We start from the raw sequence: 22344 nt of genomic DNA on the forward strand, positions 1-22344 counted from the left end.
TCGGGATATATCCTGTAATTCTGGATATCGCCTGCTCGCCAAGCCCGACGGGCGGCTGTGATGTGACCGCCCGGGCGGTCACTCGTTCAGCGCTTCTCGTGCGTCTGCTGCCAGATCTGCACGCCCGCCTCGTCGTAGCCGATGATCTGGAAGCGTTCGTAGCTGATGTTGCGGGCGCGATCGTAGGTCCCGGCGAACAACCGGATGCCGAGGTTCCACGGGTCCGGCCGAGTGGCGGCCGACACGGACCGGCCGTCGCCGAAGAGCAGGGTGACCCGGGCGGTCTTCGCGCTCGCGATGCCCAACCAGCGCTTGTCGTGCTCAGCCAGCTCCACGGGGTACTTTTTGCCGTCCTTGTCGGTCATCAAGTGGTCGGGCTCGACGAGATTCATGACGACGGTCTGTCCGTTCAGCTTCCAGAGCAGCGTCTCACCCGGCACCTTGTAGAGACCTACGGACAGATCTCCCGGCATCCGCACGGCGGGGCCGACGGGCTGGGCCTTTTCCTCGGGGAAGATGATGGGCTTGTTCTTGAGCCATGCCACGGTCTGGCCCCTGGCATTCGCGAACTCGAACGCCGTCACCCTCTCGCTGGTGGGCGCGGACAAGGTCCAGATGCCCTGGGGAGCGCCGTTCGGACGGTAGATCGTCCCGGTCACCCGGTCGCCACCCTTGATCACGGCGGTGACGCGGACGATCTCGGACTCCGCGCTGCCGAAGAACATCACCACGCCCGTGGACGGATAGGGGAACGAATCGGTCGAACTCTGCATGGTGGCCTCTAGGTTGTTGAGCGGCTCGCCGCACCCTTGCGTCGTGACGCCGGTCCTGCTCTCGTAGGACTGGCAGAGGACCGTGCCCGTCTTCCCCATGGCGTACCAGAGGGTCAGGGGCCGCTCCTCGGACGGGTTGTCGATCAGCAGACGGTCGCCCATCGGGGTCTTGCCCTCCATGACGTCCCAGCTGCGGCGTGGGTCGATGGTGCCGGTGGCGACGTCGTCACCCTTCTGCCCGCCGGTGACCGTCAGCGTGACCGGCAGGGCCACGGTGGTGACGGCCAGTGCCACGACGAGGGCCTGGCTGCGCGTCCTGCGCCGCCGCGACCGCGACACGACTTCGGCACGCAGCCCAGAAGGCGCCTTCGGCGCATGCTCGGCGGCGTGGCCGAGGGTCGAACGCAGGCGGGATTCCAACTGGTCGGTCATGCGGGGCTCCCGTCGATCGCTGAGGGGTGGGGCACGGTGGAACGGAGCTTGGCCAGGCCGAGCGACGCGTGGCTGCGCACGGTCCCCCGGGAGATGCCGAGCACACCGGCGATCTCCTCGTCGGCGAGGTCCTCGTAGTAGCGCAGGACCAGTACGGCCCGCTGCTTGCGCGGCAGGCCGGCGAGCGCCTGCCACAGGTCCTGCTCGATGCCGGAGGGCAGCACGTCGAGCCGGCCGGTCTCGGGCAGCGCCCAGTCGAGCCGCTCGCGCCTGCGCAGCCGCCAGACGCTGATGTGCAACCTGGCCATGATCATCCTGGTGTAGCTCTCGGGAGCCTGCTTCTGGCGCACCCGTGGCCAGGCCCGGTGCAGCCGGATCAGCGCCTCCTGGGTGAGGTCGGCCGCGTCGTGCGGGTTGCCGCTGAGCAGGTATCCATAGCGCAGCAGGGCATCGGCCCGTTCCGCGACGAAGTCCTCGAAGCGCGAAATTTCATCCAATGGCCTGCGCCTTTCCTCGATTCATCACGAGATAGACGGACCAGACGGCCGAACTGTTGAACGCATACTTCCCCGCCGCCCGCCGCCCGCCGCCCGCCGCCCGCCGCCCGCCGCCCGCTGTCCGCTGTCCGCTGTCCGCTGTCCGCTGTCCGCTGTCCGCTGTCCACCATCTCCACCCCCACCACCCCCACCACCCCCACCACCCCCACCACCCCCACCACCCCCACCACCCCCACCACCCCCACCACCCCCACCACCCCCACCACCCAGGGATGGGCCCGCACATCTCGGATGGGCGTCAGGCGGGCTCCAGCTGATACGGACGGCGTGCCAGAATGGCTGGGAAACGTTTTCTCGGCCAGTTTCGGGAGCTTGGACACATGGCAGACGAATCGGCCGGACGGCTCACGTACCGCAACCCCGTGCTCAACGCCGACTGGCCCGATCCGGACGTCATCCGCGTCGGTGAGACCTACTACCTGGTCACGTCGAGCTTCAACCGCGCCCCTGGGCTGCCCGTTTTGCGCTCGCCCGACCTGTTGCGCTGGGAGCTGATCGGCCGCGCACTGCCCGCCGCGCCACCGGCGGAGCACTTCAAGGTGCCCCGGCACGGCGGCGGGGCGTGGGCGCCCTCCATCAGGCATCACGACGGCCTGTTCTGGATCTTCTACCCCGACCCCGACCATGGGGTTCATGTGCTGACGGCGACGGATCCGGCGGGGCCGTGGTCGGCGCCCCACCTCCTGCTCCCCGGGCCTGGCGTGATCGACCCCTGCCCGCTTTGGGACGACGACGGGCGCGCCTGGCTGGTGTTCGGGTGGGCGAAGAGCCGCAGTGGCATCAGCAACCGGCTGTCGCTGGTGGAGATGACGCCGGACGCCCGCGAGATCATCGGCACGCCCGTCACCGTCATCGACGGGGATGCCCTGCCCGGCTACTCGACGCTGGAGGGGCCCAAGGTCTACAAGCGCGACGGCTGGTACTGGATCTTCGCCCCGGCCGGGGGTGTCGCGACCGGCTGGCAGTCGGTGTTCCGGTCACGGTCGCTGGCGGGTCCGTACGAGGACCGCGTCGTCCTGGAGCAGGGCGACACGCCGGTCAACGGGCCGCACCAGGGGGCCTGGGTCACCACGCCGGAGGGTGAGGACTGGTTCCTGCACTTCCAGGACCGTGGCGTGTTCGGCCGGGTGGTCCACCTGCAGCCGATGCGCTGGGGGGACGACGGGTGGCCGGTGATGGGAGTGGACGGACAGCCCGTCCTGGAACACCCGGCCCCGGCGCGCGCCTCGGCGGCGGTCCTTCACTCGGCACCGGCGCAGGGACCGCACCCGGCTCCGGCCCGTGCTTCGGCGCTGGGACCGCACCCGGCCGGTTCCGGGCAGGCGGAGCCGGGGCGGGACGACGACTTCCGGGCGGGGGAGCTGGGGCCGCAGTGGTACTGGCAGGCGAATCCGGCTCCCGGCCTGCTGCGTCTGGACGGCGACGGTCACGCCAGAGTGCGCGCGCTGCCCAACGACCGGGGCAACCTGCGGAATCTGCCACAGGTGCTCGGCCAGCAGGTGCCCGGTGTGGCCGCGCGGTTCACCACCACACTCCGGCTGGCAGCGGATGAGCCGGGGACCAGGGCCGGAGTGGTCGTGCTCGGCGCCTCTTACGCGTACGTGGGATTGGCGCGCGACCGTGACGGGGTCAGCGTCGAGGTCCGGACGTATCAGGACGGTGATGAGGGCGAGGTGACACGGTTCAGCACACGGCTGCCGGACGAGGCCGCGACCGTCGGGCTGCGGATCGACTCCGACGACGCGGGGGTCTGCGCGCTGCGGTTCCGCCACCGCGCCGGCGACGGCACTGATACGGGCCCGGGCGCGGGTGCTGGCGACGGCGCTGGGAACAGCGGCGCTGATGAGGGTGGCGCTGGCAACGGTGGCGCTGATGAGGTCGGTGCTGGCATCCGTGGCGCTGGTGACGGCTGGGTCACCGGATTCGAGGGGTTTCAGGCGGAGCAGGGGCGCTGGATCTCGGCGGAACTCGGCCTGTTCGCGGCCGCCCCGCCCGGATCGCCCGGCGAGGGCATGGCCGTCTTCGGCCCAGTGACCATCCACCCCCGCTAGAACCAATGCGCGCACTGACTTCAAATTCTGGTTGAAGGCAGGGCGGGCTGCGCCAGATTGTCAACATGTTGTTGTGTGCGAAGGTGGGCCTGGCAAAATCAACCTGACCTGCATTGACAGTGGATAGACCGCTTTGGTGTGTCAAAAATCTGTGCAACTCTTGCCAAGGGAGTCGCCCGTTTGCAACTCTGTGTTGAGAGCTCGGCGGCGTGTTCACGATCCGCGAACTGTCATTCCCTTGCCGCTCGACCACGGAGGTCTGTCATGAATCAGCCAGCCTCGCCCTTGTTCGAGCGCCGCTCAGCAGAGGTTGGCGCCGAGGCCGGAGAGTGTGCGAACCCTCTCGAGGAGTTCTCGCTCGAGCAGCTCCGTCAGCGCAGGAGCATGAAGTGGCGGGTATATCCGCCGGATGTCCTGCCCTTGTGGGTGGCGGAGATGGATGTCCCGCTCGCACCGGCGGTCGCCGACGCGCTGCGCGAAGCCATCGAGATCGGTGACACTGGGTACCCCACCGGAACCGAGTTCGCCGAGTCGCTGGCCGGCTTCGCCGCGCGCCGCTGGAAATGGGATGGGATGGTGGTCGACCGCGTCGCCTTGATCCCGGACGTGATGATGGGCGCGGTCCAGGTGCTGCGGCTGATCACCGACCCTGGCGACCCAGTCGTCGTCAACTCTCCCGTGTACGCGCCTTTCTACGCCTTCATCACCCATGACGACCGCCGGGTCATCGAAGCGCCGCTCGGGCAGGACCTCCGGATCAGCCTGGAAACGCTGGAGGAGACGTTCCGGCGTACCAGGGAACAGAGCGGCAAGGGCAAGATCGCCTACCTCCTCAGTAATCCACACAACCCGACCGGCACGGTTCACACCTACGAGGAGCTCGCCGCCGTGGCGACGTTGGCTCGTCGGTACGGAGTCCGTGTCGTCGCCGACGAGATTCACGCCCCGCTCGTCCTGCCAGGCGCTGAGTTCACGCCCTATCTGAGCGTGCCCGGGACCGAAGACGCCTTCTCGCTCATGTCGGCGACCAAGGGCTGGAACCTCGCCGGCATCAAAGCGGCGCTCGCCATCGCGGGGGCTGAGGCGGCCGCTGATCTGCGCCGGATGCCCGAGGAGGTCCACCACGGTGCCAGCTATCTGGGCGTCATCGCCCACACAGCGGCCTTCCGGCACGGGGACGGGTGGCTCGACGCGCTGCTGGCGGGGCTCGACGCGAACCGAGACCTGCTGGGTCGGCTCGTCGCCGAACACCTGCCCGGGGTCGGATACGCCAGACCCGAGGGAACCTACCTGGCCTGGCTTGACTGCCGGTCCCTCGGCATCGCCCCGGAAGAAGACGCCACGGGGCTCGCGGTGGTCACTGACCTGGCCGGTCCCGCACGGCTGTTCTTGGAGCACGGCAGGGTGGCCCTGTCCTCCGGCCACATCTTCGGAACGGGAGGAGCCGGGCACGTCCGCCTGAACTTCGCCACTTCCCAGGCCGTCCTCACCGAGGCGATCACCCGAATGGGACGCAGCGCGGCTCTCCACGCGCGCTAGCCGAACGAACCCCGCCCCGACGCGTCGCGGACATCAACTGGTTGTGGAGGTCGCCCAGGAACTTCGCGGAAATTGTTGGTCCATCGAGGTCTGCGCCTCGATATTCTCACGATGTTGCAGCGAACCGGGTCTGGAGAGCTCGGCCGGTTTCCCGGCGCTGAACAGAGGACGGTGTCACGTATGGAACGGGCGTCAGACAGCTCGATGCTTCCGGCACCTGCGGCCCTGGAGGGGATGGACGCGGAGTGCATCAACCGCGTTCTCGAACTCCTTGTCGCTCCTCTCCAGGCGGCGATGACCCAGCCGACCGAAGTGGTGCTGCATGACCTCCGCCGCATTCCGAACACCGTTCGCGCGATCGCCGGGACGGTCACCGGCCGGCAGGGCGGACACCCTCCCACCGACAAGCTGCTCGAACGTGTCGCCGCGGGCGACCTGCGTCACGAGATCGGCTACCGATCCCAGCTGCCGGACGGACGCAACCTGCAGAGCACGACGATCGTGTACACCGACGACGAGGGCCGCCCCGCGGCAGCGCTCTGCCTGAACACCGATGTGTCTGCTTGGGTCTCACTCAGGTCCGCCATGGACCGGTTCGTGCTCGGGCACGACCTGACGTCCATGCCTCCAGCGCCGTCCATGCCTTCGGCCGACGCGGGTCCCGCCAAGCCGGCAGCCGACCATCAAGGGGAGTCCTTCCCTCACAGCGTCGAGGAACTGTCCGCCCTGCTGCTGGAGGCAGCCATCACGGCGGTCGGCGTCCCGGTCGAGGAGATGCGGAAGGAACACAAGCTCCAGGTGATCGCCGAGTTGGAACGCCGCGGGTTCTTCCTGGTCAAGCAGGCACCCGAAACGGCGGCCGCCGCACTCGGAGTCAGCCGCTTCACCATCTACAACTACCTCAACGAGCTGAACGGCTCCGCTGAGCAATCCGCTTGACCTCGCCGCATGTCCGCCGGACACGCGCGTCAAGAGCCGGGGACGGGGCCTGTGCTGCCACGGACCTCGATCCGGGGACGGAAGCTGAGGTCGTGGTCCGGCTTGTCCCCGTTGAGCAGCGCGTGCAGCCGCTTCCACGCCTCCTCGCCCAGCTCGACGACCGGCACCGACGCCGTGGTCAGCGGCGGCGTCGTGTACTTCGCGAACGGGATGTCGTCGAACCCGGTCAGCGACAACTGCTCCGGCACGCGTACGCCCCGCTCGTTCAGCGCGCTGAGCAGCCCCATCGCCACCAGGTCGTTGAACCCGAGCACCCCGGTCGCCCCCGACGCGAGCACCGCGTCCGCCACGGCGTGCCCGCGCTCGAACGTGACCCCGCACGGAATGCCGAGCACATCGGCGTCGGGATGCTCGGCGCGGAACCGGGCGAGTCCGGTCCGCCGCCGGGTGTTGGAGACGCTGTCGGGATCGCCCTCCAGGTAGGCGATCCGGCGGTGCCCGAGCTGATAGAGGTGCCGGGCGAGCGGCTGGATGCCCGCCTCGTAGTCGGCGGTGAGGGTCGGCGCCGGGACGTACGGACTCTCGCGGTTGATCAGGACGACCGGCGCCAGCTCGGGCAGCAGGACCCTGAGCCTGTCCTCCGGCATCCTGGGCGCGCAGAGCACGATCGCGTCGCAGCAGCGGCGCGCCTCCAGCGCCAGGGTGCCCTCCTCGTCGGCCGTTTCGAGGGAGTCCGCCACCAGTACGTGGTAGTTGTCCCTGGCGGCGGCGCGGGTCAGGCCGCGCAGCACGCTCTGGAACGTCGGATTCTCCAGGTCCGGCACCAGGATGGCCACGCGCTGCGAGCGGCCCAGCACGAGCGATCGGGCCAGCGGGCTGGCCGAGTAGTGCAGCTCGCTCGCCACGGCGCGGACCCGCTCGGCGATCGCCGGGTCCACGTGGGCGTTGCCGTTCATCACCCGGGAGACCGTGGAGATGGAGACCTCGGCCTGCTTCGCGACCGCGGTGATGGTCGCCGGCCTGCCGCTCGCGCCCCTGGCCATGCGCCGTCCTTCGTGTGACTCGCTGGAGGTGGCTCGGGAATGCCGCCGAGAAAACCCTTTCAAGCGATGATAGCCGCAGCCGGGGAGGGGACTCCGTCGCCGCGTCCTGGTCACGTTTCACACGCGCATCCACGCCGCGGCCCATCTGACGACGGTCAGGCGATCGCCTCCAGCCCCGCGACAACACCTCCGCTCAGCAAGCCGACGACCAGGATCAGCGGGCTGCCCTTGAGGGCGGCCACGGCGTGGAAGCGCAGGTCCCGGTACTCCCGCATGCCCTCGGTGCCCGGTAGCACCATCAGGCGGGGGCGCAGTCCGGCGAAGACGATCCAGTCGAGCACCACCAGGTCGTACACCGACAGGGTGAGGAACATGAGCGCCCCCGCCACGGCGGCCGGGCCGAAGCCCAGGTCGGTGCCGAGGTCCGCGCGCAGGCGGAGCATCGCCGCGACCGTCAGGGGCACGCAGCACAGTCCCCAGAAGAGCACCCCCACCCAGGCCGCCACCCGGCGGCCGCGCGCGCTCTTGGGTTTGGCGTAACGCTCCTGGATGGCCGGCGGGTAGTCGTTCAGCAGGAAATCGCGGCTGACGAACGCCCCGGCGAAGATCGCCACGGTGAAGAGCGCGCTCATCACCAGCCCGAATCCCACTCCGTATTCGACGACCAGAGACCACCGCATGCCGTTTCCTCCTTGGTAAGGGTCGCCTAAGTGTGGAGGGGGATACGGCTTAAAGTCAACGGTGTGTGAAGTTCAACGGATCCGGCTAGCATGGCTCGGTGCCCGCCCGCCGCCGACGCCCCGAAGTCCGTATGGGCAGGCCCACTCTGACCAGGGAACGGATCGCCCGCGCGGCCCTGCGCGTGCTCGGCCGGGCCGGTCCGACGGAGCTGACCATGCGCAACGTCGCCGCCGAGCTCCAGGTCTCGCCGCGCGCCCTGTACAACTACGTGAGCGACCGCGATGACCTGCTGCGCGAGGTGCTGGCGATCTGCCACGCCGACCGTCCCGAACCGCGCCTGGATCCGGGGCGGTGGCGTGAGAGCCTGCGCGACTACTGCCTCGACCTGCGGTCCTGGTACCGGGCTCACCCCGGCCTGCTGGCGCTCGCCCACGCCGAGAACCTCACCCACCTGGCCACCCCCGGCCTGCTCGACGCCGACGACGCGTTGGTGGGCTTCTTCCTCGCGCTCGGGCTGAGCCCGCAGAACGCCTACCGGGCCTGGACGATCACCGTGCTCCAGGTGGCCGGTTTCGCCGAGATCTGGGACACCTGGCACGACCGCCCGCCCGCTGGGCTGCTCTCCGTCGCGATGCCGTCGGCGCCGCCCGCCCAGGGTCGGCCGCATCTGGGGCGGATCGGCGAGGAGGCCATCGTGGAGCCGCCGGACGTGCTGTTCGAGTCGGTGGTGGTCATGCTGACCGCCGGTATCGAAGGGACCCTTCTCCGCCCGGCCTCGGGAGGCGCCGACACTCCGGCCTGAGCGTCGGCCGATCCGTTCGGCTGTACGTCGTGTCAGTTGTACGTCGTGGCGCCGCCGGTGTGGCAGCTGATCTCCATGCCGTCCTCCACGGGGAAGGCGACGCTGACGTATCCGTTGGCCGGATCGCGTACGTAGTCCAGATAGTCGGCCATAGAGGCGAAGGTGACGTCGTCGGCCACCACCAGCGCGCCTGGCGCCAGCCGGGGCTCCAGTAGCCGGAGCACCGGCACGCTCAGCTCCTTCCACCCGTCCAGCAGCACCAGGCCGATCGGTCCCGGTACGTCGGCGAGGGTGTCCAGGGCGTTGCCGGGCAGGATCGTCACCACGCCGCCGAGACCGGCCTCGTCCAGGTTCGCGCGGGCGGTGGCGACCTTGGTCGCGCTCATCTCGGTGCCGTACACCCGGCCAGTGCCGTTGTCGGTGACCGCGGCGGCCAGGTACACCGTGGAGATCCCGAACGAGGTGCCGAACTCGACGACGGTCTCCGGGCGGGCGGCCCGTACCAGCGTGTAGAGGAGGTCGCCGCCCCGAGCGGAGATCGGCAGGTACAGGGCCGCCAGGGCGTCGGCGCGCTCCTGCGCGGTGGCGGTCTCCAGGGAACCGCCGGGGAGCGGTCCGCGGGGCGCGTCGTCGTCGAGTGCCGCGGCGGCGAACAGCCGGTCGAGCACGGTACGGACCAGCGGAGAGTGCAGGGTGTTTGTCATGACGCATAGATTAGACGCGCCGTTGCGTCTTGTCTATTGGGAAGTTGTGTGCCCGTACGATCGGGATTGTGGAGAAGCGTGAGCTGGGCAGGACGGGCAGGCAGGTCGGCGTGGTCGGCCTCGGGGCATGGCAGCTGGGCGCCGACTGGGGCGCGGTCGGAGAGGATGACGCGCTGGCGACGCTGCACGGCGCCGTCGACGCCGGGGTGACGTTCATCGACACCGCCGACGTGTACGGCGACGGGCGCAGCGAGCGGATCGTCGGGCAGTTGATCAAGGAACGCCCCGGCCTGACGGTGGCCACCAAGATGGGGCGCCGGGTGCCGCAGGAGGTGTCGGCCTACACCCTGGACAACTTCCGGGCCTGGAACGACCGGTCCCGGAAGAACCTCGGCGTGGACACCCTCGACCTGGTGCAGCTCCACTGCCCGCCGACTCCGGTCTATTCGGACCAGGCGGTCTACGACGCGCTCGACACCATGGTCGAGGAGGGCAGGATCGCGGCGTACGGCGTGAGCGTCGAGACCTGCGCGGAGGCGCTGACCGCGATCGCGCGGCCGAACGTCGCCACCGTGCAGATCATCCTCAACGCCTTCCGGCTGAAGCCGCTGGAGGAGGTGCTGCCGGCGGCGGCCGCGGCCGGGGTCGGGATCATCGCCCGGGTCCCGCTGGCCAGCGGGCTGCTGTCGGGCCGGTACGACGAGCACACCCGCTTCTCCGACGACGACCACCGCGCCTTCAACCGGCACGGGGAGGCGTTCGACGTCGGTGAGACGTTCTCGGGCGTCGACTACGACACCGGGCTGCGGGCCGTGGCGAGGCTCAAGCCGCTGGTGCCGGAGGGGATGACGACCGCCCAGTTCGCGCTGCGGTGGATCATCGACCAGCCCGGCGTCAGCGTGGTCATCCCCGGGGCCCGCGACGCACGGCAGGCCGGCGCCAACGCCGCCGCGGCCGGGCTCCCCGCGCTCACGGAGGAGACCCGGGCGGCGGTCACCGCCGTCTACGACGAGCTGATCCGCCCCCAGGTCCACGACCGCTGGTAACCCCGATTGCTGCTGGCCAGAGCGGCGGGCCGGGGTCGGGGCGGGGCCGGCCGTGCCGTCCGTGAAGCGGCCCGGCGCCGTCTGCGGCACACGTGAAGCGTGCCCGGCGCCGAGGGCACCGGGCACGCGAGGGTGCGTGGAAGGGCTGTTCTCAGCCGGTACGGAGCGTCAGCCCGTACACGCTGAGGATCTCGTTGACCGGCTGGAAGTAGGTCGTCCCGCCGCTGCTGCAGTTTCCGGAGCCGCCGGAGGTGACGCCCTGGGCCTGGCTGCCGGAGATGAACGAGCCGCCGGAGTCGCCGGGCTCGGCGCACACGTTGGTGCGGGTGAGGCCGGTGACGGTGCCCTCCGCGTACCGCACGGTGGCGTTGAGCTGCTGGACGGTCCCGCAGTGCCAGCCGGTGGTCGAACCGGAGCGGCAGATGGAGGAGCCGACGCCGGCCGCGGTGGAGCCGCGGACGGTGACGTTCGCGCCGCCCGCGCCGCGTACGTACGGCGTAGCGGTGTTACCGGGGGCGGCGACCCAGGAGTAGTCGTTGCCCGGGAACGAGGCGCCCTGGAAGGTGCCTGTCGGGTTGGTGGTGTTGTTGGCTACCCGGCAGTGCCCGGCGGAGACGAAGCCGGGGGTGCTGCCCTTGGTGACGGCGAAGCCGATGCTGCACCGGGCGCCGCCGATGTAGTAGGGGGCGCCGCCGACGATGTTGATCAGGGTCCGCGGCTGTTCGCCGGAGACGGTTACGCGGATCGCGTTCTTGTCGACGCCGGCGGCCGTGGCGAGGGCGTCACCGGCCGCCTGCTGCCCGGCGACGATGACGACGCTGTTGGTGGTCACGTCGATGTACCACAGGGACGCGCCGGCCTTGGCCTGGTCCGACGCCCGGTCGATCTGGTCCTTGACCGCGGTGAGCTGGGCCAGCGTCCGCGAGACGAGCACGGGTTGCGCGCCCTTCGCCTCGATGGAGCCGGTGGTGGCCGGGTCCGTCGTCGCGACCATGAGCTTGGCGGCGTCGGCGGTCAGCCAGGATCCGCCGTAGGAGGCGCCGAGCGAGGACGTCAGTGCGGCCTCCGTGGCCGCCGCGCGCTGCTCGTTGGCCAGCCGGGTGATGACCTGCTGCTCGGACAGGCCGAGGTCGCGCTCGAGGGAGTCGATCACGGACGGCGGGGTCGACTCCGAAGGGACGGGAGACGGGGAGGCCGCCACGGCGGGGGTTAGGGGGGTGGTGGCCAGGCAGGCCGCCACGATGGTGGCGCCTAAGAGAGGCCAGCGCTTACTCCGCATGTGCACTCCTTTGTGGGGGTGCCTGTCAAGCTAGCGGTTGGTAGGGATTGGCATAGATGGCAAACGACCCCTATCACGGTGGTATGGCCCCGGCTCGCGGTGGTGGGACGGCCCTCCGGTGGCTGGTCAACCAGCCCCCCAGCGGTTGGTCGGCCAGGCCCCCAGCGGTGGGTCAGCCGCCCAGGCCGCGGACGATGAGGTCGACCGCCGCCTCGAAGGTGCGGTCGGCCTCCTCGGTGTCCTGGCCCTGGCCGATGTGCCCGGCCGTCTCGGCGAACACCAGGCCCGCCACGAACCCGTACAGCACGTCCGCCGTCCGCCGCAGCTCCCCCTGCGGCACGCCCGCCGCCTCCAGGATCGGGAACAGCACGCCCCACAGGCCGCTCCTCCGGTCGGCGGTGATCTCCGGGTGGGCGTACACATAGCGCCACATCTCCGGGTGGTCGGTGGTGAGCCGGCGATAGGCGCGCGCGAGGATGCGCAGCCGCTCCTGCCAGGGCAGCGACTCGTCCGGCGGGAGATCGAGGCGCTGGACGTTGGTGTCGCAGATCTGCGTGAGCAGCGCCATCTTGTTGTCCACGTGGTGATAGAGCGACATCGGATTGACGTCGAGCTCGGCGGCCAGCTTGCGCATCGACAGCCCTTCCACGCCCACCTCGTCCACCATGCGCAACGCCGTGGTGTAGATCTCCTCGAGGGTCAGCGGGGTTCCCCTGCGCGCGCTCACTGCCATACACCGTATGGTAGCGTGAGCCATACGGTGTATGGCTACCCGAAAGGAGTGCTGATGAGAGAGATCCCCGCCCCTCGGGGGCTGCCGATCGTCGGAAACGCGTTCCAGGTGCCCGCGCACTCGCCCATGACCTACTTCGAGGAGGTCGCGCGGGCGCACCCGGAGGGCATCTATCAGCTCGACCTGCTCGGTCGTCAGGTCGTGGTGATCCACGATCCGGACCTGGTGGCCGAGGCGTGCGACGAGACGCGGTTCCGCAAGGAGATCAACCCGCCCTTGTCGATCGTCCGTGACTTCGCCGGTGACGGGCTGTTCACGGCCAGGCCGGACGAGCCCGTCTGGGGCCACGCGCACCGGATCCTCATGCCGGCCTTCAGCCAGCGGTCGATGAAGGCGTACTACCCGCAGATGCTGGAGGTCGCCGACCGGCTCGTGGAGTCCTGGGCGGGGCGTCCGGGGCAGGATCTGCCGGTGGCCGACGACATGACCAGGCTCACCCTCGACACGATCTCGCTGACCGGGTTCGGATACCGGTTCGACTCCTTCGACTCGCCTGAGCTGCACCCGTTCCTGACGGCGATGGGCGGCGCGCTGACCGAGGCGATGCTGCGCAACCAGCAGCTCCCGTTCGTCACCAAGCTCAGGCGCAAGCAGGAGGTCGCCTACCGGGCCGACATCGAGCTGATGCGCGAGCTGGTCGACGACGTGATCAGGCGGCGCCGCGCGGAGGACGGCGCCGCCGCCAAGGACCTGCTCGGCCTGATGCTGGAGGCGTCCGACCCCAAGACCGGCGCCCGGCTCTCCGACGCGAACATCCGCGACCAGGTCCTCACCTTCCTGATCGCCGGACACGAGACCACCAGCGGCCTGCTCTCCTTCGCGCTGTACAACCTGCTGCGCGACCCCCACACCCTGGCCAGGGCCTACGACGAGGTCGACCGGCTACTGCCGGGCGACGAGCCGCCGGCCTACGAGACGGTCATGAAGCTGGACGTGATCTCCCGGATCCTGGAGGAGACGCTGCGGGTGTGGTCCCCGATCCCGGCCTTCTCCGTGAACGCCATCGCGGACACCACGCTCGGCGGTGAGTACGAGGTGGCGGCGGGGGCGCCGGTCATCGTCCTGCTGCCGTCGCTGCACCGCAACCCGAGGGCGTGGGAGCGGCCCGACGAGTTCGACATCGACCGCTGGCTGCCCGAGAACAAGCGTGACCATCACCCCGGCGCCTACAAGCCGTTCGGCAACGGCGAGCGGGCCTGCATCGGCCGCCAGTTCGCGCTCACCGAGGCCAGGCTGGCGCTGGCGATGATCCTGCGGCGCTTCGCCGTCTCCGACCCCACCGTTTACAAGATGAAGATCAAGCAGACGCTCACCCTGAAGCCCGACGGGTTCACCGTCCGGGTGCGCGAGCGCCGTCCCCACGAGCGCGTCACCGTGCTCGGGCAGCCGATCGAGGTGGAGGAGCAGCAGGACATCGCCGTCACCGGCGTCGCGCTGACCGTCGCCTACGGCTCCAACCTGGGCACCTGCGCCGACATCGCCGAGCGGCTGGCCGAGCGCGCCGGGCGGGCCGGTTTCGCCACCACGCTGACCACCCTCGACGAGCTGGTCCCGCCGAGCGAGGGGCTGCTCCTGGTGGTCGCCTCCTCCTACAACGGCAAGGCGCCCGACAACGCCCAGCGCTTCGACGCGCTGGAGGAGCTGCCCGACCTGTCGGGAGTACGGCTGGCGCTGCTGGGCTGCGGCAACACCCAGTGGCCCACGTACCAGGACTTCCCCCGCCGCGCCTTCGCCAAGCTGACGGCGGCCGGTGCCGTACCCCTGATCGAGCGGGGCGAGGCCGACGCCGACGGCGACTTCGACGGCGACGTGTCGGCGTGGACCGCCAAGCTGTGGGCGGCGACGGCCGAGGAGTACAGCGCCTCGGCCGCCGACGCGGGCCCCCGCTACCAGATGGAGGTGCTCAGCGAGGCGGAGGTACGGCCCGCGGTGGTGTCCGCGCGGGCGTTCCCGCTGACCGTGGTCTCCAACGAGGAGCTGACCGGCGACCCGGCCGGGCTGTGGGACTTCTCGCTGGAGGCGCCACGGCCCGGTGTGCGCTCGATCGTGGCGCGGCTGCCCGAGGGCGTGACCTACTCGGCGGGCGACCACGTGGCCGCCTTCGCCAAGAACGACCCGGAGCTGGTGGAGTGGGCGCTGCGCTGCCTGCGCGTCCCGCGCGAGCAGGTCGTACGCCTGCGCACCGGCGGGGCCACCCACCTGCCCGTGGACACGCCGGTGACGGCCGGGCTGCTGCTGACCGAGTTCGCCGAGCTGCAGGAGGTGGCCACCAGGTCGGACCTGGCGGCCCTGGCCGCGCACACCTCGTGCCCGTGGACGCGCAGCCAGCTCGACGCGCTGACCGCCGACTACGCCGACGAGATCCTGGCCAAGCGGGTCTCCCCGCTGGCGCTGCTCGACCGCTTCCCGGCGATCGAGCTGCCGCTGCCGGTCTTCCTGGAGATGGCCGGGCCGATCCGGCCGCGCTATTACTCCGTCTCCTCCTCGCCGCTGGCCGACCCCGCCCTGGTCAGGATCACGGTCGGGCTGGTGGAGGGCCCCGCCTGGTCGGGCAGCGGCGAATACCGCGGGATGTGCTCGGCCTACCTGGCCGGGCTGGCTCCCGGGGAGAGCTTCTACGGCTACATCCGGGTGCCCGCGCCGCCGTTCCGGCTGCCCGAGGACCCCGCCACGCCGGTGATCCTCGTCGGTCCCGGCACCGGGTTCGCGCCGTTGCGGGGGTTCCTGGAGGAGCGGGCGCTGACCGGGGCCACCGGACGGGCCGAGGTGTTCGCCGGGTGCCGCCATCCTTCGCATGACTGGCTCTACCGGGACGAGGTGGAGGGCTGGGCGTCGGCTGACGGGGTGCACGTCACCGTGGCCTACTCGGCGGTGGCCGGGCATCCGTACCGGTTCGTGCAGGACGCGATCGCCGCGCGGGGCGAGGCGGTGTGGGAACTGCTGGAGGCTGGGGCGTACGTGTACGTTTGCGGCGACGGGCTGCGCATGGCGCCCGCCGTACGGCGGGCGTTGCTCGCCATCCACCGGGACAAGACCGGGACGGATGGAGAGGCGTGGCTGGCCGCGCTCGAAGAGCAGGGTCGTTACCAGCAGGACGTCTTCGCCTGATCTCCGCGTTCTTGGGCGCCACCTGCGGCTTTCCGCAGGTGGCGCTGGGCGAACCTTTATCCCGAAACCCGGATTAGCGGACCATCCTTGGATATAAGTGCAGCATGCGTGACATATCCGTGGAACATGCTGGAAACCTTCCACGGGCACTGTGAGAGCCTCTGGAAAGGGGGCGGGTCATGCTGCTCAGACTGAGGGTGTCGTTGCCGGACCGGCCCGGGGGGCTGGGCCAGGTCGCGCGGTCACTCGGTGCGTTGGGTGCCGACATTTTGCAGGTCACCGTGCTGGAACGGGAGACGGGCCGGGCGGTGGACGACTTCACGGTGTCCTGGCCGGGGAAGGTGACCCCGGACGAGGTGCGCGACCGGCTCTCGGCCGTCCCGGGCGTACGCGTCGAGGGGGTCTGGCCGACCAAGGACCTCCCGGGCTCGGCGCCCGACTACGACCTGCTCATGCACGTCGCGTCGGAGCCGTCGCGGGGGATCGCGACGCTGGTGGACGCGCTGCCGGGGCTGTGCGGCGCCGAATGGTCGATAGCGCTGGCGGGCGACGTCGTACGGCACGCCAGTCTGGGCGCGCCGGAGGTGTTCGAACTGCTGGAGCCGCCGCTCAGGGCCGCCACGCGCGCGGCCGACGACCTGCGGCTGATGCTGCTGCCGGTCGCCACGCACGGGCTGCACGTGGTCGTCGCTCGCGCGGCGGGACCGCACTTCCACCGCGCCGAACTCGAACGGGCCGCGCGCATCGTGGCCGTGGTCTCCAAACTGTCCTCGGTGCTGCCCGCCCCCAACTGACTTTCCTTCGCGGTGCCCTAATGTCGGTGCCGTGCCTCGACGATCATGGATTCTGTGGAGTGCGGCGTTAGCGGTCACGCTGATTCCCGATGTCTTCTTCTGGATTCGATCGTTTCTGGGCGGAGATGACGGCAGCCAGAGCTACATGTGGATGTCGGTGGGTTCGTGCCTGGGTAACCAGATCAACGACCTGATCGGGTATCCGGAACGCGTGATCAGAGACCTCCCCCTTTTCTGGTTCGGCGGGGCGCCGATGATCGTCGTGGCCTTCGCCTGCTGGTACCTGAGCGTGCGGACCGGGCGTGACCGGCTCGGCCGGATCATCGCCCGCTCAGGCGCCGTTACCTTGCTCTTCTTCCGCGTCCCGGAGCTGCTGCTGTTCACGCTCGACGGGGCGCTGGGCCCGCGATGCCTGGAGGCGTGGGGTCCATCCGAGATGCTGAGCTGGAACGCGGGCATGAACCTCTACTTCCTGGCGCCGCCGATCCTGGTTCTGCTCGCGGGGCGTCCAGCTCGCCGCGGGTTCGTCCGCAGAGGCCGCTTCTCCCGTACGACGGTCGCGATCCTGACGCTGATGACGACCCTCCTGGTCGTGGACCAGGCGGCCCCTCCCGGCAAAGTGAGCAGCGAAGGCGAGCTCGACTGCGCCGGTTTCGGGGGCGGCACCGTCCACGACCTGACCAAGGCGGAAAAGGACTTCCTGTGCCAGGTCCGCGGCTATGCCCCCTTCATCAACGACGGCATCGAGGGCTGGGCCGAAGCTCCTGATCGGGTGGTCCTGACTCAGGGCCGCGACCTGTGCCGTCTGGCCGAGCAGTACGGCGGCGAACTCAACGCCCCTGCCGTGCGCGAAGCACCGCACGTGGCGCTGGCCGGCGCGCTGGGGTCGATGTGCCCCGCGGTGGCCCGGGCCCAGGAACTGGCCGGTCGGCGGCAACAGGAGGAAGAGGACGCGTACACCGCCAAGATGGAGAAGGCCTGCGCCGTGCATCCCGCGCACCGCCCGAAGATCAAACCGGTCCGGCGACACCGCGCCACCGTGTGGACCGAGTTCTGGACCGTCAACGGCTGGGAGGACGGATACGAAGGCGCCGCTCCCGACCTGGTCAAGGAGCTGGTCGGCAGCGAACGGGGCGCGCTGAGCGTCTGGGCCGCCGACGAGTCCGGGTACGCCTGCGTGACCACCGAGTCCTACACCCGGCGGCCGCCGCTGGAGACCAAGGGGTGGAAGGAGGTGGTCGAGGTCGCCTACGAGAGCCCGACCGGCTCGCTGAGCCTAGGCGACGGCATGGGGGCCACGTCGCCCAAGCTGACGACCAGCGGCCCCGGGTCCTACCGGGTCCGGGTCCACCTGCGCGGCCGTGAGCGCGTCTACCAGGTCCCCTACCCTCCGGACGGCGCGGTCGAGCTGCTGATCATGGTGTTCCCCGGCAAGGGGAAGGAGCCGACCGTCTACCGGTGACGGTCTGTCCGAGGGGATGATCCTCCGACGCGCGTATCGTTGGCCCCGGCCGTGGTAACGCTTGAGGAGGAACCGGTGGATTTCGAGCTGAGCGACGAGCAGAGGGCCTTCCGGGAGACCCTGCGGGCCTTCGTCGACAAAGAGATCATGCCCGTCGCCATCGAGTGGGAGCACTCCGGGCGATACCCCACGGAGATCGTCGACAAGATGAAGGCGATGGGGCTCTTCGGCCTCAGCGTGCCCGAGGAGTACGGCGGGCTCGGGGCGGACATGGTGTCGTTCGCCCTGGTCTTCGAGGAGATCGCCCGGGGCTGGATGGGGGTCGCCGGCACCATCGGATCTCACTCGCTGGCCTGCTGGATGATCGCCCGGCACGGCACCGAGGAGCAGAGGTCGCGCCATCTCCCGGATCTGGCCACCGGAGCCCGCCGTACCGGGATCGCGCTCACCGAGCCCGGGGCCGGGACGGATCTGCAGGGCATTCAGACCAGGGCGGTACGCGACGGTGACCACTATGTCGTGACCGGCACCAAGACGTGGATCACCAACGCCCGCCACGCCGATCCGCTGCCCGTGCTGGTGAAGACGTCCGTCACCGAGCCCGCGCACAAGGGGATGTCGGTGCTGCTCGTCGATCCGGCGGCCGAGGGGTTCGGAGTCAGCCGGGACCTGCCCAAGCTCGGCTACAAGGGGACCGAGACGTGCGAAGTCGTGCTCGACGGCGTGCGCGTGCCCGTGGACGCGCTGCTCGGCGGGGTCGAGGGGCGCGGCATGCAGCAGGTGCTCGGCGGGCTGGAGATCGGGCGGATCAATATCGCCGCCCGCGCGATCGGCGTCGCCCAGGCCGCCTACGACGCCGCGCTCGGCTACGCCCGCGAGCGCAACGCCTTCGGCCAGCCCATCGCCGACTTCCAGGCCGTACAGCTCAAGCTGGCCGACATGGCGACCGAGATCCAGGCGGCCCGGCTGCTGACCTACTGGGCGGCCTCTCAGGCCGACAGCGGGAAGCGGGTCGACATGGAGGCGGGGATGGCCAAGTACTTCGCCTCCGAGGTGGCGTTGAAGGCGTCGCTGGAGTCGATGCGCATTCACGGTGGATATGGCTATTCGCAGGAGTTCGTGGTCGAGCGGCTCTACCGGGACGCGCCGCTGATGGCCATCGGCGAGGGCACCAATGACGTCCAGCGGCTGGTGATCGCCCGATCGCTCGTCTCCGGCAAGAATCACGTCGGGTGGTGATGGCTCGGCGGGCGCGGTAGAGCACGCGACTTGTTGGGCAAGTGAGGTGCTATGACCGGTAAGCACGATTCCAGCTCTTCAGGGTCGCCAGCTTCGTCGGGCGCTTCGGGCGCTTCGGGCTCTTCGGGCGAACACGGGCACGGGCACGGGCACGGTCATGAGCATGTGCATGGTCACGGGCATGAGGGCAAGCGTGGGCGCGGCGGGATCAGAGGGCTGCTAGCGAAGGCCGGGCATGCCCTCGCGCCGCACAGTCACGACAGCGCCGACAAGACCGACGCCGCCCTGGAAGGCAGCAGTCGCGGGCTGCGCGTGCTGGCCGTCTCGTTCGGTGTGCTGCTGGTCACCGCCGCCGTCCAGGCCGTGATCGTCGTCATGTCCGGCTCTGTCGCGCTGCTCGGCGACACGCTGCACAACGTCGCCGACGCGCTCACGGCCGTACCGCTCGCGATCGCCTTCTCGCTCGGCCGCCGGGCGGCCACCCGCCGCTTCACCTACGGGTACGGCCGAGCCGAGGACCTCGCCGGCATCGCCATCGTGCTGATCATCGCCGCCTCGGCCGTCCTGGCCGGGTACGAGGCGGTCACGCGGCTGTTCCACCCCCAGGACATGCGGGCCGTCGGGTGGGTGGCCGCGGCGGCCGTGGTCGGGTTCCTCGGCAACGAGTGGGTGGCCCGCTATCGGATCGGGGTCGGCAGGGAGATCGGCTCCGCCGCGCTGGTCGCCGACGGGCTGCACGCCAGGACCGACGGCTTCACCTCCCTCGCCGTGCTCATCGGCGCGGGCGGCGCCGCACTGGGCTTCCCCCTCGCCGACCCGATCGTCGGCCTGCTCATCACCGTCGCCATCTGCTTCGTGCTGCGCGACGCCGCCCGTGAGATCTATCACCGGCTCATGGACGCCGTCGACCCGGCCATCGTCGACGAGGCCGAAGCCATCCTGGGCGGCGTCGAGGGAGTGGAACGCGTCGGCTCCGTACGGCTGCGCTGGATCGGCCACGCGCTGCACGCCGAGGTGGAGATCCTGGTGGGCCACGAACTCTCCCTCGTGGACGCGCACGCCGTGGCCGTGGCCGCCGAACACCGCCTCATCCACGGCCTGCCCAGACTGCGCGCCGCCACCGTACACACCGACCCGCACGGCCCGGCGGGCGCCGACCATCACGCCCCGCTGACCAGCCATCGCTGACGATGGGGCATCACTCGTCCGGGTCAGGGTAGGTTGATGCGGGTGTCGATCGCCCCCGCCACGACCACACCCACCACGGCCCCCGCCCCCGCGCGCCTCGCCTGGCTCGACGCCCTGCGCGGCATCGGGGCGCTCGCCGTGGTCGCCGAGCACCTGCTGCCCTGGTTCCTGCCGGCGCTCCGGCCCTTTTGGTTCAGTCTCGGTGTCTACGGCATCCTGGTGTTCTTCCTGGTCAGCGGCTACATCATCCCGACGTCGCTGGAGCGGCACGGCGATGTGCGGACGTTTTGGGTCAGCCGCGCCTTCCGCCTCTACCCGCTCTACCTCGCCGTGGCCGCCCTGGTGCTGGCGGCGGCCTGGTGGGTGCCGGTACGCGCGGAGGTGCCCCGCGACGGCACGGCTGTGGCGGCGCACGCGACGATGCTGCTCGACGTGGTGGGCGTCGGGGGTGTGGCCGACACCATGTGGACGCTCTCGTACGAGATGGTGTTCTACCTGCTCGTCACCGCGCTGTTCGTGACCCGGCTGCATGAGCGGAGCGGGTTGTTCGCGGTGCTGTTCGCGGCCGGTTCGGTGGTGGTCGGGCTGCTGGTCGGCGGGGCGCTGCTGAAGGGCGGTTGGGTCGCGTACGCCTCCGGGGCCGCCTTCTTCGCCGGGATGGCGTGCGTGATCTCGGGCAGATTCCGTACGGGGGCGGCGTGCGCCCTGGGCCTGATGGCGGTGGCGCTGCTGGTCCTCGGCAGCCGGGTGCCGTGGATGGGCGTGGCCGTGCTGGGCGTCATGTTCGCCGGGACCGCGATCCACCGCTGGGAACGCGGCACGGGCGGGCTGTGGCCGGTTGCGGTGACCGCCGGGCTGGTCGCGCTGGCCCCGATCTGGGCGATCGAGGCGGGATGGTGGTGGGTCGAGCCGGACGTGTGGATCACCACGATCGCGCTGGCGGCGGCCACCTTCGCGGGCGGGATGGCGCTGCGGGGGCGGCGGGTGCCGCGGGTGCTGACCTGGCTCGGGCTGATCAGCTACTCGCTGTATTTGGTGCATCATCCGCTGCTGAAGTTCTTCGTGGAGGTGAGCGGGGATCTGCGGCGGTCGCCGCTGCCGCTGCAGATCGGCATGGCTACCTTGGCCATGGTGCTGGTCCTGCTGGCCAGCGCCCTGGCTTACCGCTTCGTCGAGAAGCCGATGCAGTCGTTAGGCCGTCGGGTGTCCCGTCGCGCCGCCTAGGGCGGTTCGTCACGCGACCGCCTCGATCCGTGTGACGGTCCGTCGTGGCTGGGGTCCTTTTGGCGGGATACCCCCTTCGGGGGAGCGGAAGGAGACGGTCCGTGTGGCTGGGGTTTCGTGGAGAGGCAACCTCGTCGAGGGCGGACGGACGACGACCGGCTGGCGCTCAGGGAGTCGTGACGCACCGCCGTGGCTGGTCCAGGGCTGTGACGATCTCCGGGTGATGGGCCAGTGCCTGCCGTACGACGGGATCCTCGGTTGTCAGGAACGCCAGGTGCCGGATGGCGTGGGCCACCACATTGGCCACCTCGACGCGGCCGGGCGCGGGCGTCGCGGGTGCGTCACCGGCGACGATCTCCAGCACGGGCAGGTCGATCGCGGGCAGCCAGGGCTCAGGGTCCGGGCAGACGGCGTACGTGAGCACGATCTCGCCCTCGGGGCGGCAGCGCCAGCTCGTGGAGTGCACGACGGTGGACGGCGCGTCGGCCGGGATCCCGCTGACCCGCCGCGCGGCCTGGTCGGGGGTCTCCCCGGGGGCGGGCACGGCGGTGGCGTGCCGGTACGCCCACTTACTGTCACTGCCCGCCCGTAGCATGAGCGTCTCGACCGAGACGACGTGTCTTCCCGTCACCTCCGACAATCTACTGCCAGCGATATGCAGAAGCGATCTATTCGCAGAAGGCCGTAGAT

The 22344-nt window shown here is 70.2% G+C and carries 19 protein-coding genes; 11 read left to right on the forward strand and 8 right to left on the reverse strand.

All coding sequences use genetic code 11. The annotated features are described in order from the left end of the window. Positions 1-86 precede the first annotated feature (86 nt). Positions 87-1205: a hypothetical protein gene (locus ACIBO2_RS27720; RefSeq protein ID WP_397300449.1), complete on the reverse strand. Its 1119-nt coding sequence runs from the start codon at positions 1203-1205 to the stop codon at positions 87-89. Next, positions 1202-1702 carry a SigE family RNA polymerase sigma factor gene (locus ACIBO2_RS27725; protein WP_358550676.1) on the reverse strand — a complete coding sequence of 167 codons (501 nt, stop codon included), beginning with the start codon at positions 1700-1702 and terminating at the stop codon, positions 1202-1204. Before ACIBO2_RS27725 ends, ACIBO2_RS27720 begins: the two co-directional genes overlap by 4 nt. Before the next feature lie 380 nt (positions 1703-2082). Between ACIBO2_RS27725 and ACIBO2_RS27730 the strand changes: the two genes are divergently transcribed. From ACIBO2_RS27730 to ACIBO2_RS27740, 3 genes are all read left to right on the forward strand, one after another. Beyond that, the gene (locus ACIBO2_RS27730) at positions 2083-3813 is read left to right on the forward strand and encodes a family 43 glycosylhydrolase (protein WP_397300453.1); all 1731 of its coding nucleotides are present in this window, start codon (positions 2083-2085) and stop codon (positions 3811-3813) included. Positions 3814-4197: 384 nt separating this feature from the next. Beyond that, on the forward strand, positions 4198-5352 hold the full coding sequence (locus ACIBO2_RS27735) for a MalY/PatB family protein (protein WP_397300456.1): 1155 nt from the start codon (positions 4198-4200) through the stop codon (positions 5350-5352). A 180-nt stretch (positions 5353-5532) separates the two neighbouring features. Beyond that, entirely contained in the window at positions 5533-6291 is a 759-nt protein-coding gene (locus tag ACIBO2_RS27740) for a transcriptional regulator (RefSeq protein WP_397300459.1), read from the forward strand. Between the two features lie 29 nt (positions 6292-6320). Here the strand turns inward: ACIBO2_RS27740 and ACIBO2_RS27745 are convergent, their stop codons facing one another. Together ACIBO2_RS27745 and ACIBO2_RS27750 are read right to left on the reverse strand one after the other, a co-directional pair. Next, positions 6321-7334, reverse strand: a complete 1014-nt coding sequence (locus ACIBO2_RS27745) for a LacI family DNA-binding transcriptional regulator (protein ID WP_358556821.1) — start codon at positions 7332-7334, stop codon at positions 6321-6323. A gap of 155 nt (positions 7335-7489) precedes the next feature. Next, a complete protein-coding gene (locus ACIBO2_RS27750) occupies positions 7490-8014 on the reverse strand; it encodes a hypothetical protein (RefSeq protein ID WP_358556824.1) in 525 nt (174 codons plus the stop codon). Positions 8015-8112: 98 nt separating this feature from the next. Here ACIBO2_RS27750 and ACIBO2_RS27755 point away from each other — a divergent pair, with 98 nt between their 5' ends. Beyond that, positions 8113-8817: a TetR/AcrR family transcriptional regulator gene (locus ACIBO2_RS27755; RefSeq protein WP_397300463.1), complete on the forward strand. Its 705-nt coding sequence runs from the start codon at positions 8113-8115 to the stop codon at positions 8815-8817. Between the two features lie 32 nt (positions 8818-8849). Here ACIBO2_RS27755 and ACIBO2_RS27760 read toward each other — a convergent pair whose 3' ends face one another. Next, complete coding sequence (locus tag ACIBO2_RS27760; protein ID WP_358556829.1) at positions 8850-9521, reverse strand: class I SAM-dependent methyltransferase; 672 nt, start codon at positions 9519-9521, stop codon at positions 8850-8852. A gap of 68 nt (positions 9522-9589) precedes the next feature. Here ACIBO2_RS27760 and ACIBO2_RS27765 point away from each other — a divergent pair, with 68 nt between their 5' ends. Then, positions 9590-10567: an aldo/keto reductase gene (locus ACIBO2_RS27765; RefSeq protein ID WP_397300466.1), complete on the forward strand. Its 978-nt coding sequence runs from the start codon at positions 9590-9592 to the stop codon at positions 10565-10567. Between the two features lie 151 nt (positions 10568-10718). On the opposite strand, the gene ACIBO2_RS27770 is transcribed toward ACIBO2_RS27765, so the two are convergent. Both ACIBO2_RS27770 and ACIBO2_RS27775 read right to left on the reverse strand, forming a co-directional pair. Then, positions 10719-11846, reverse strand: coding sequence for a S1 family peptidase (locus tag ACIBO2_RS27770; protein ID WP_358556835.1), 1128 nt, complete (start codon positions 11844-11846; stop codon positions 10719-10721). A gap of 172 nt (positions 11847-12018) precedes the next feature. After that, positions 12019-12579, reverse strand: coding sequence for a TetR/AcrR family transcriptional regulator (locus tag ACIBO2_RS27775; RefSeq protein ID WP_397300469.1), 561 nt, complete (start codon positions 12577-12579; stop codon positions 12019-12021). 54 nt (positions 12580-12633) lie between these two features. Between ACIBO2_RS27775 and ACIBO2_RS27780 the strand changes: the two genes are divergently transcribed. The 6 genes from ACIBO2_RS27780 (at position 12634) to ACIBO2_RS27805 (ending at position 21654) form a co-directional block, all read left to right on the forward strand. Beyond that, positions 12634-15747, forward strand: a complete 3114-nt coding sequence (locus tag ACIBO2_RS27780; RefSeq protein ID WP_397300472.1) for a bifunctional cytochrome P450/NADPH--P450 reductase — start codon at positions 12634-12636, stop codon at positions 15745-15747. A 179-nt stretch (positions 15748-15926) separates the two neighbouring features. Further along, positions 15927-16541 carry an amino acid-binding protein gene (locus ACIBO2_RS27785; RefSeq protein ID WP_357952597.1) on the forward strand — a complete coding sequence of 205 codons (615 nt, stop codon included), beginning with the start codon at positions 15927-15929 and terminating at the stop codon, positions 16539-16541. 211 nt (positions 16542-16752) lie between these two features. Further along, entirely contained in the window at positions 16753-18003 is a 1251-nt protein-coding gene (locus tag ACIBO2_RS27790; RefSeq protein ID WP_397300475.1) for a hypothetical protein, read from the forward strand. A 75-nt stretch (positions 18004-18078) separates the two neighbouring features. Continuing rightward, positions 18079-19242: an acyl-CoA dehydrogenase family protein gene (locus ACIBO2_RS27795; protein ID WP_397300478.1), complete on the forward strand. Its 1164-nt coding sequence runs from the start codon at positions 18079-18081 to the stop codon at positions 19240-19242. A 165-nt stretch (positions 19243-19407) separates the two neighbouring features. After that, a complete protein-coding gene (locus ACIBO2_RS27800; RefSeq protein ID WP_397300481.1) occupies positions 19408-20430 on the forward strand; it encodes a cation diffusion facilitator family transporter in 1023 nt (340 codons plus the stop codon). A 36-nt stretch (positions 20431-20466) separates the two neighbouring features. Further along, positions 20467-21654, forward strand: a complete 1188-nt coding sequence (locus ACIBO2_RS27805; protein WP_397300483.1) for an acyltransferase family protein — start codon at positions 20467-20469, stop codon at positions 21652-21654. A gap of 166 nt (positions 21655-21820) precedes the next feature. On the opposite strand, the gene ACIBO2_RS27810 is transcribed toward ACIBO2_RS27805, so the two are convergent. After that, positions 21821-22285, reverse strand: coding sequence for a hypothetical protein (locus tag ACIBO2_RS27810; protein ID WP_358556859.1), 465 nt, complete (start codon positions 22283-22285; stop codon positions 21821-21823). Positions 22286-22344 lie beyond the last annotated feature (59 nt).

Origin of the sequence: Nonomuraea sp. NPDC050022, assembly GCF_044460705.1 — a bacterium.
Classification (GTDB): domain Bacteria; phylum Actinomycetota; class Actinomycetes; order Streptosporangiales; family Streptosporangiaceae; genus Nonomuraea.

Coding starts and splice junctions, on each gene's coding strand:
- ACIBO2_RS27720 (WP_397300449.1), bottom strand. CDS start 1,205: ATGACCGACCAGTTGGAATCCCGCCTGCGTTCGACCCTCGGCCACGCC.
- ACIBO2_RS27730 (WP_397300453.1), top strand. CDS start 2,083: ATGGCAGACGAATCGGCCGGACGGCTCACGTACCGCAACCCCGTGCTC.
- ACIBO2_RS27735 (WP_397300456.1), top strand. CDS start 4,198: ATGAAGTGGCGGGTATATCCGCCGGATGTCCTGCCCTTGTGGGTGGCG.
- ACIBO2_RS27740 (WP_397300459.1), top strand. CDS start 5,533: ATGGAACGGGCGTCAGACAGCTCGATGCTTCCGGCACCTGCGGCCCTG.
- ACIBO2_RS27745 (WP_358556821.1), bottom strand. CDS start 7,334: ATGGCCAGGGGCGCGAGCGGCAGGCCGGCGACCATCACCGCGGTCGCG.
- ACIBO2_RS27750 (WP_358556824.1), bottom strand. CDS start 8,014: ATGCGGTGGTCTCTGGTCGTCGAATACGGAGTGGGATTCGGGCTGGTG.
- ACIBO2_RS27760 (WP_358556829.1), bottom strand. CDS start 9,521: ATGACAAACACCCTGCACTCTCCGCTGGTCCGTACCGTGCTCGACCGG.
- ACIBO2_RS27770 (WP_358556835.1), bottom strand. CDS start 11,846: ATGCGGAGTAAGCGCTGGCCTCTCTTAGGCGCCACCATCGTGGCGGCC.
- ACIBO2_RS27775 (WP_397300469.1), bottom strand. CDS start 12,579: ATGGCAGTGAGCGCGCGCAGGGGAACCCCGCTGACCCTCGAGGAGATC.
- ACIBO2_RS27780 (WP_397300472.1), top strand. CDS start 12,634: ATGAGAGAGATCCCCGCCCCTCGGGGGCTGCCGATCGTCGGAAACGCG.
- ACIBO2_RS27785 (WP_357952597.1), top strand. CDS start 15,927: ATGCTGCTCAGACTGAGGGTGTCGTTGCCGGACCGGCCCGGGGGGCTG.
- ACIBO2_RS27805 (WP_397300483.1), top strand. CDS start 20,467: ATGCGGGTGTCGATCGCCCCCGCCACGACCACACCCACCACGGCCCCC.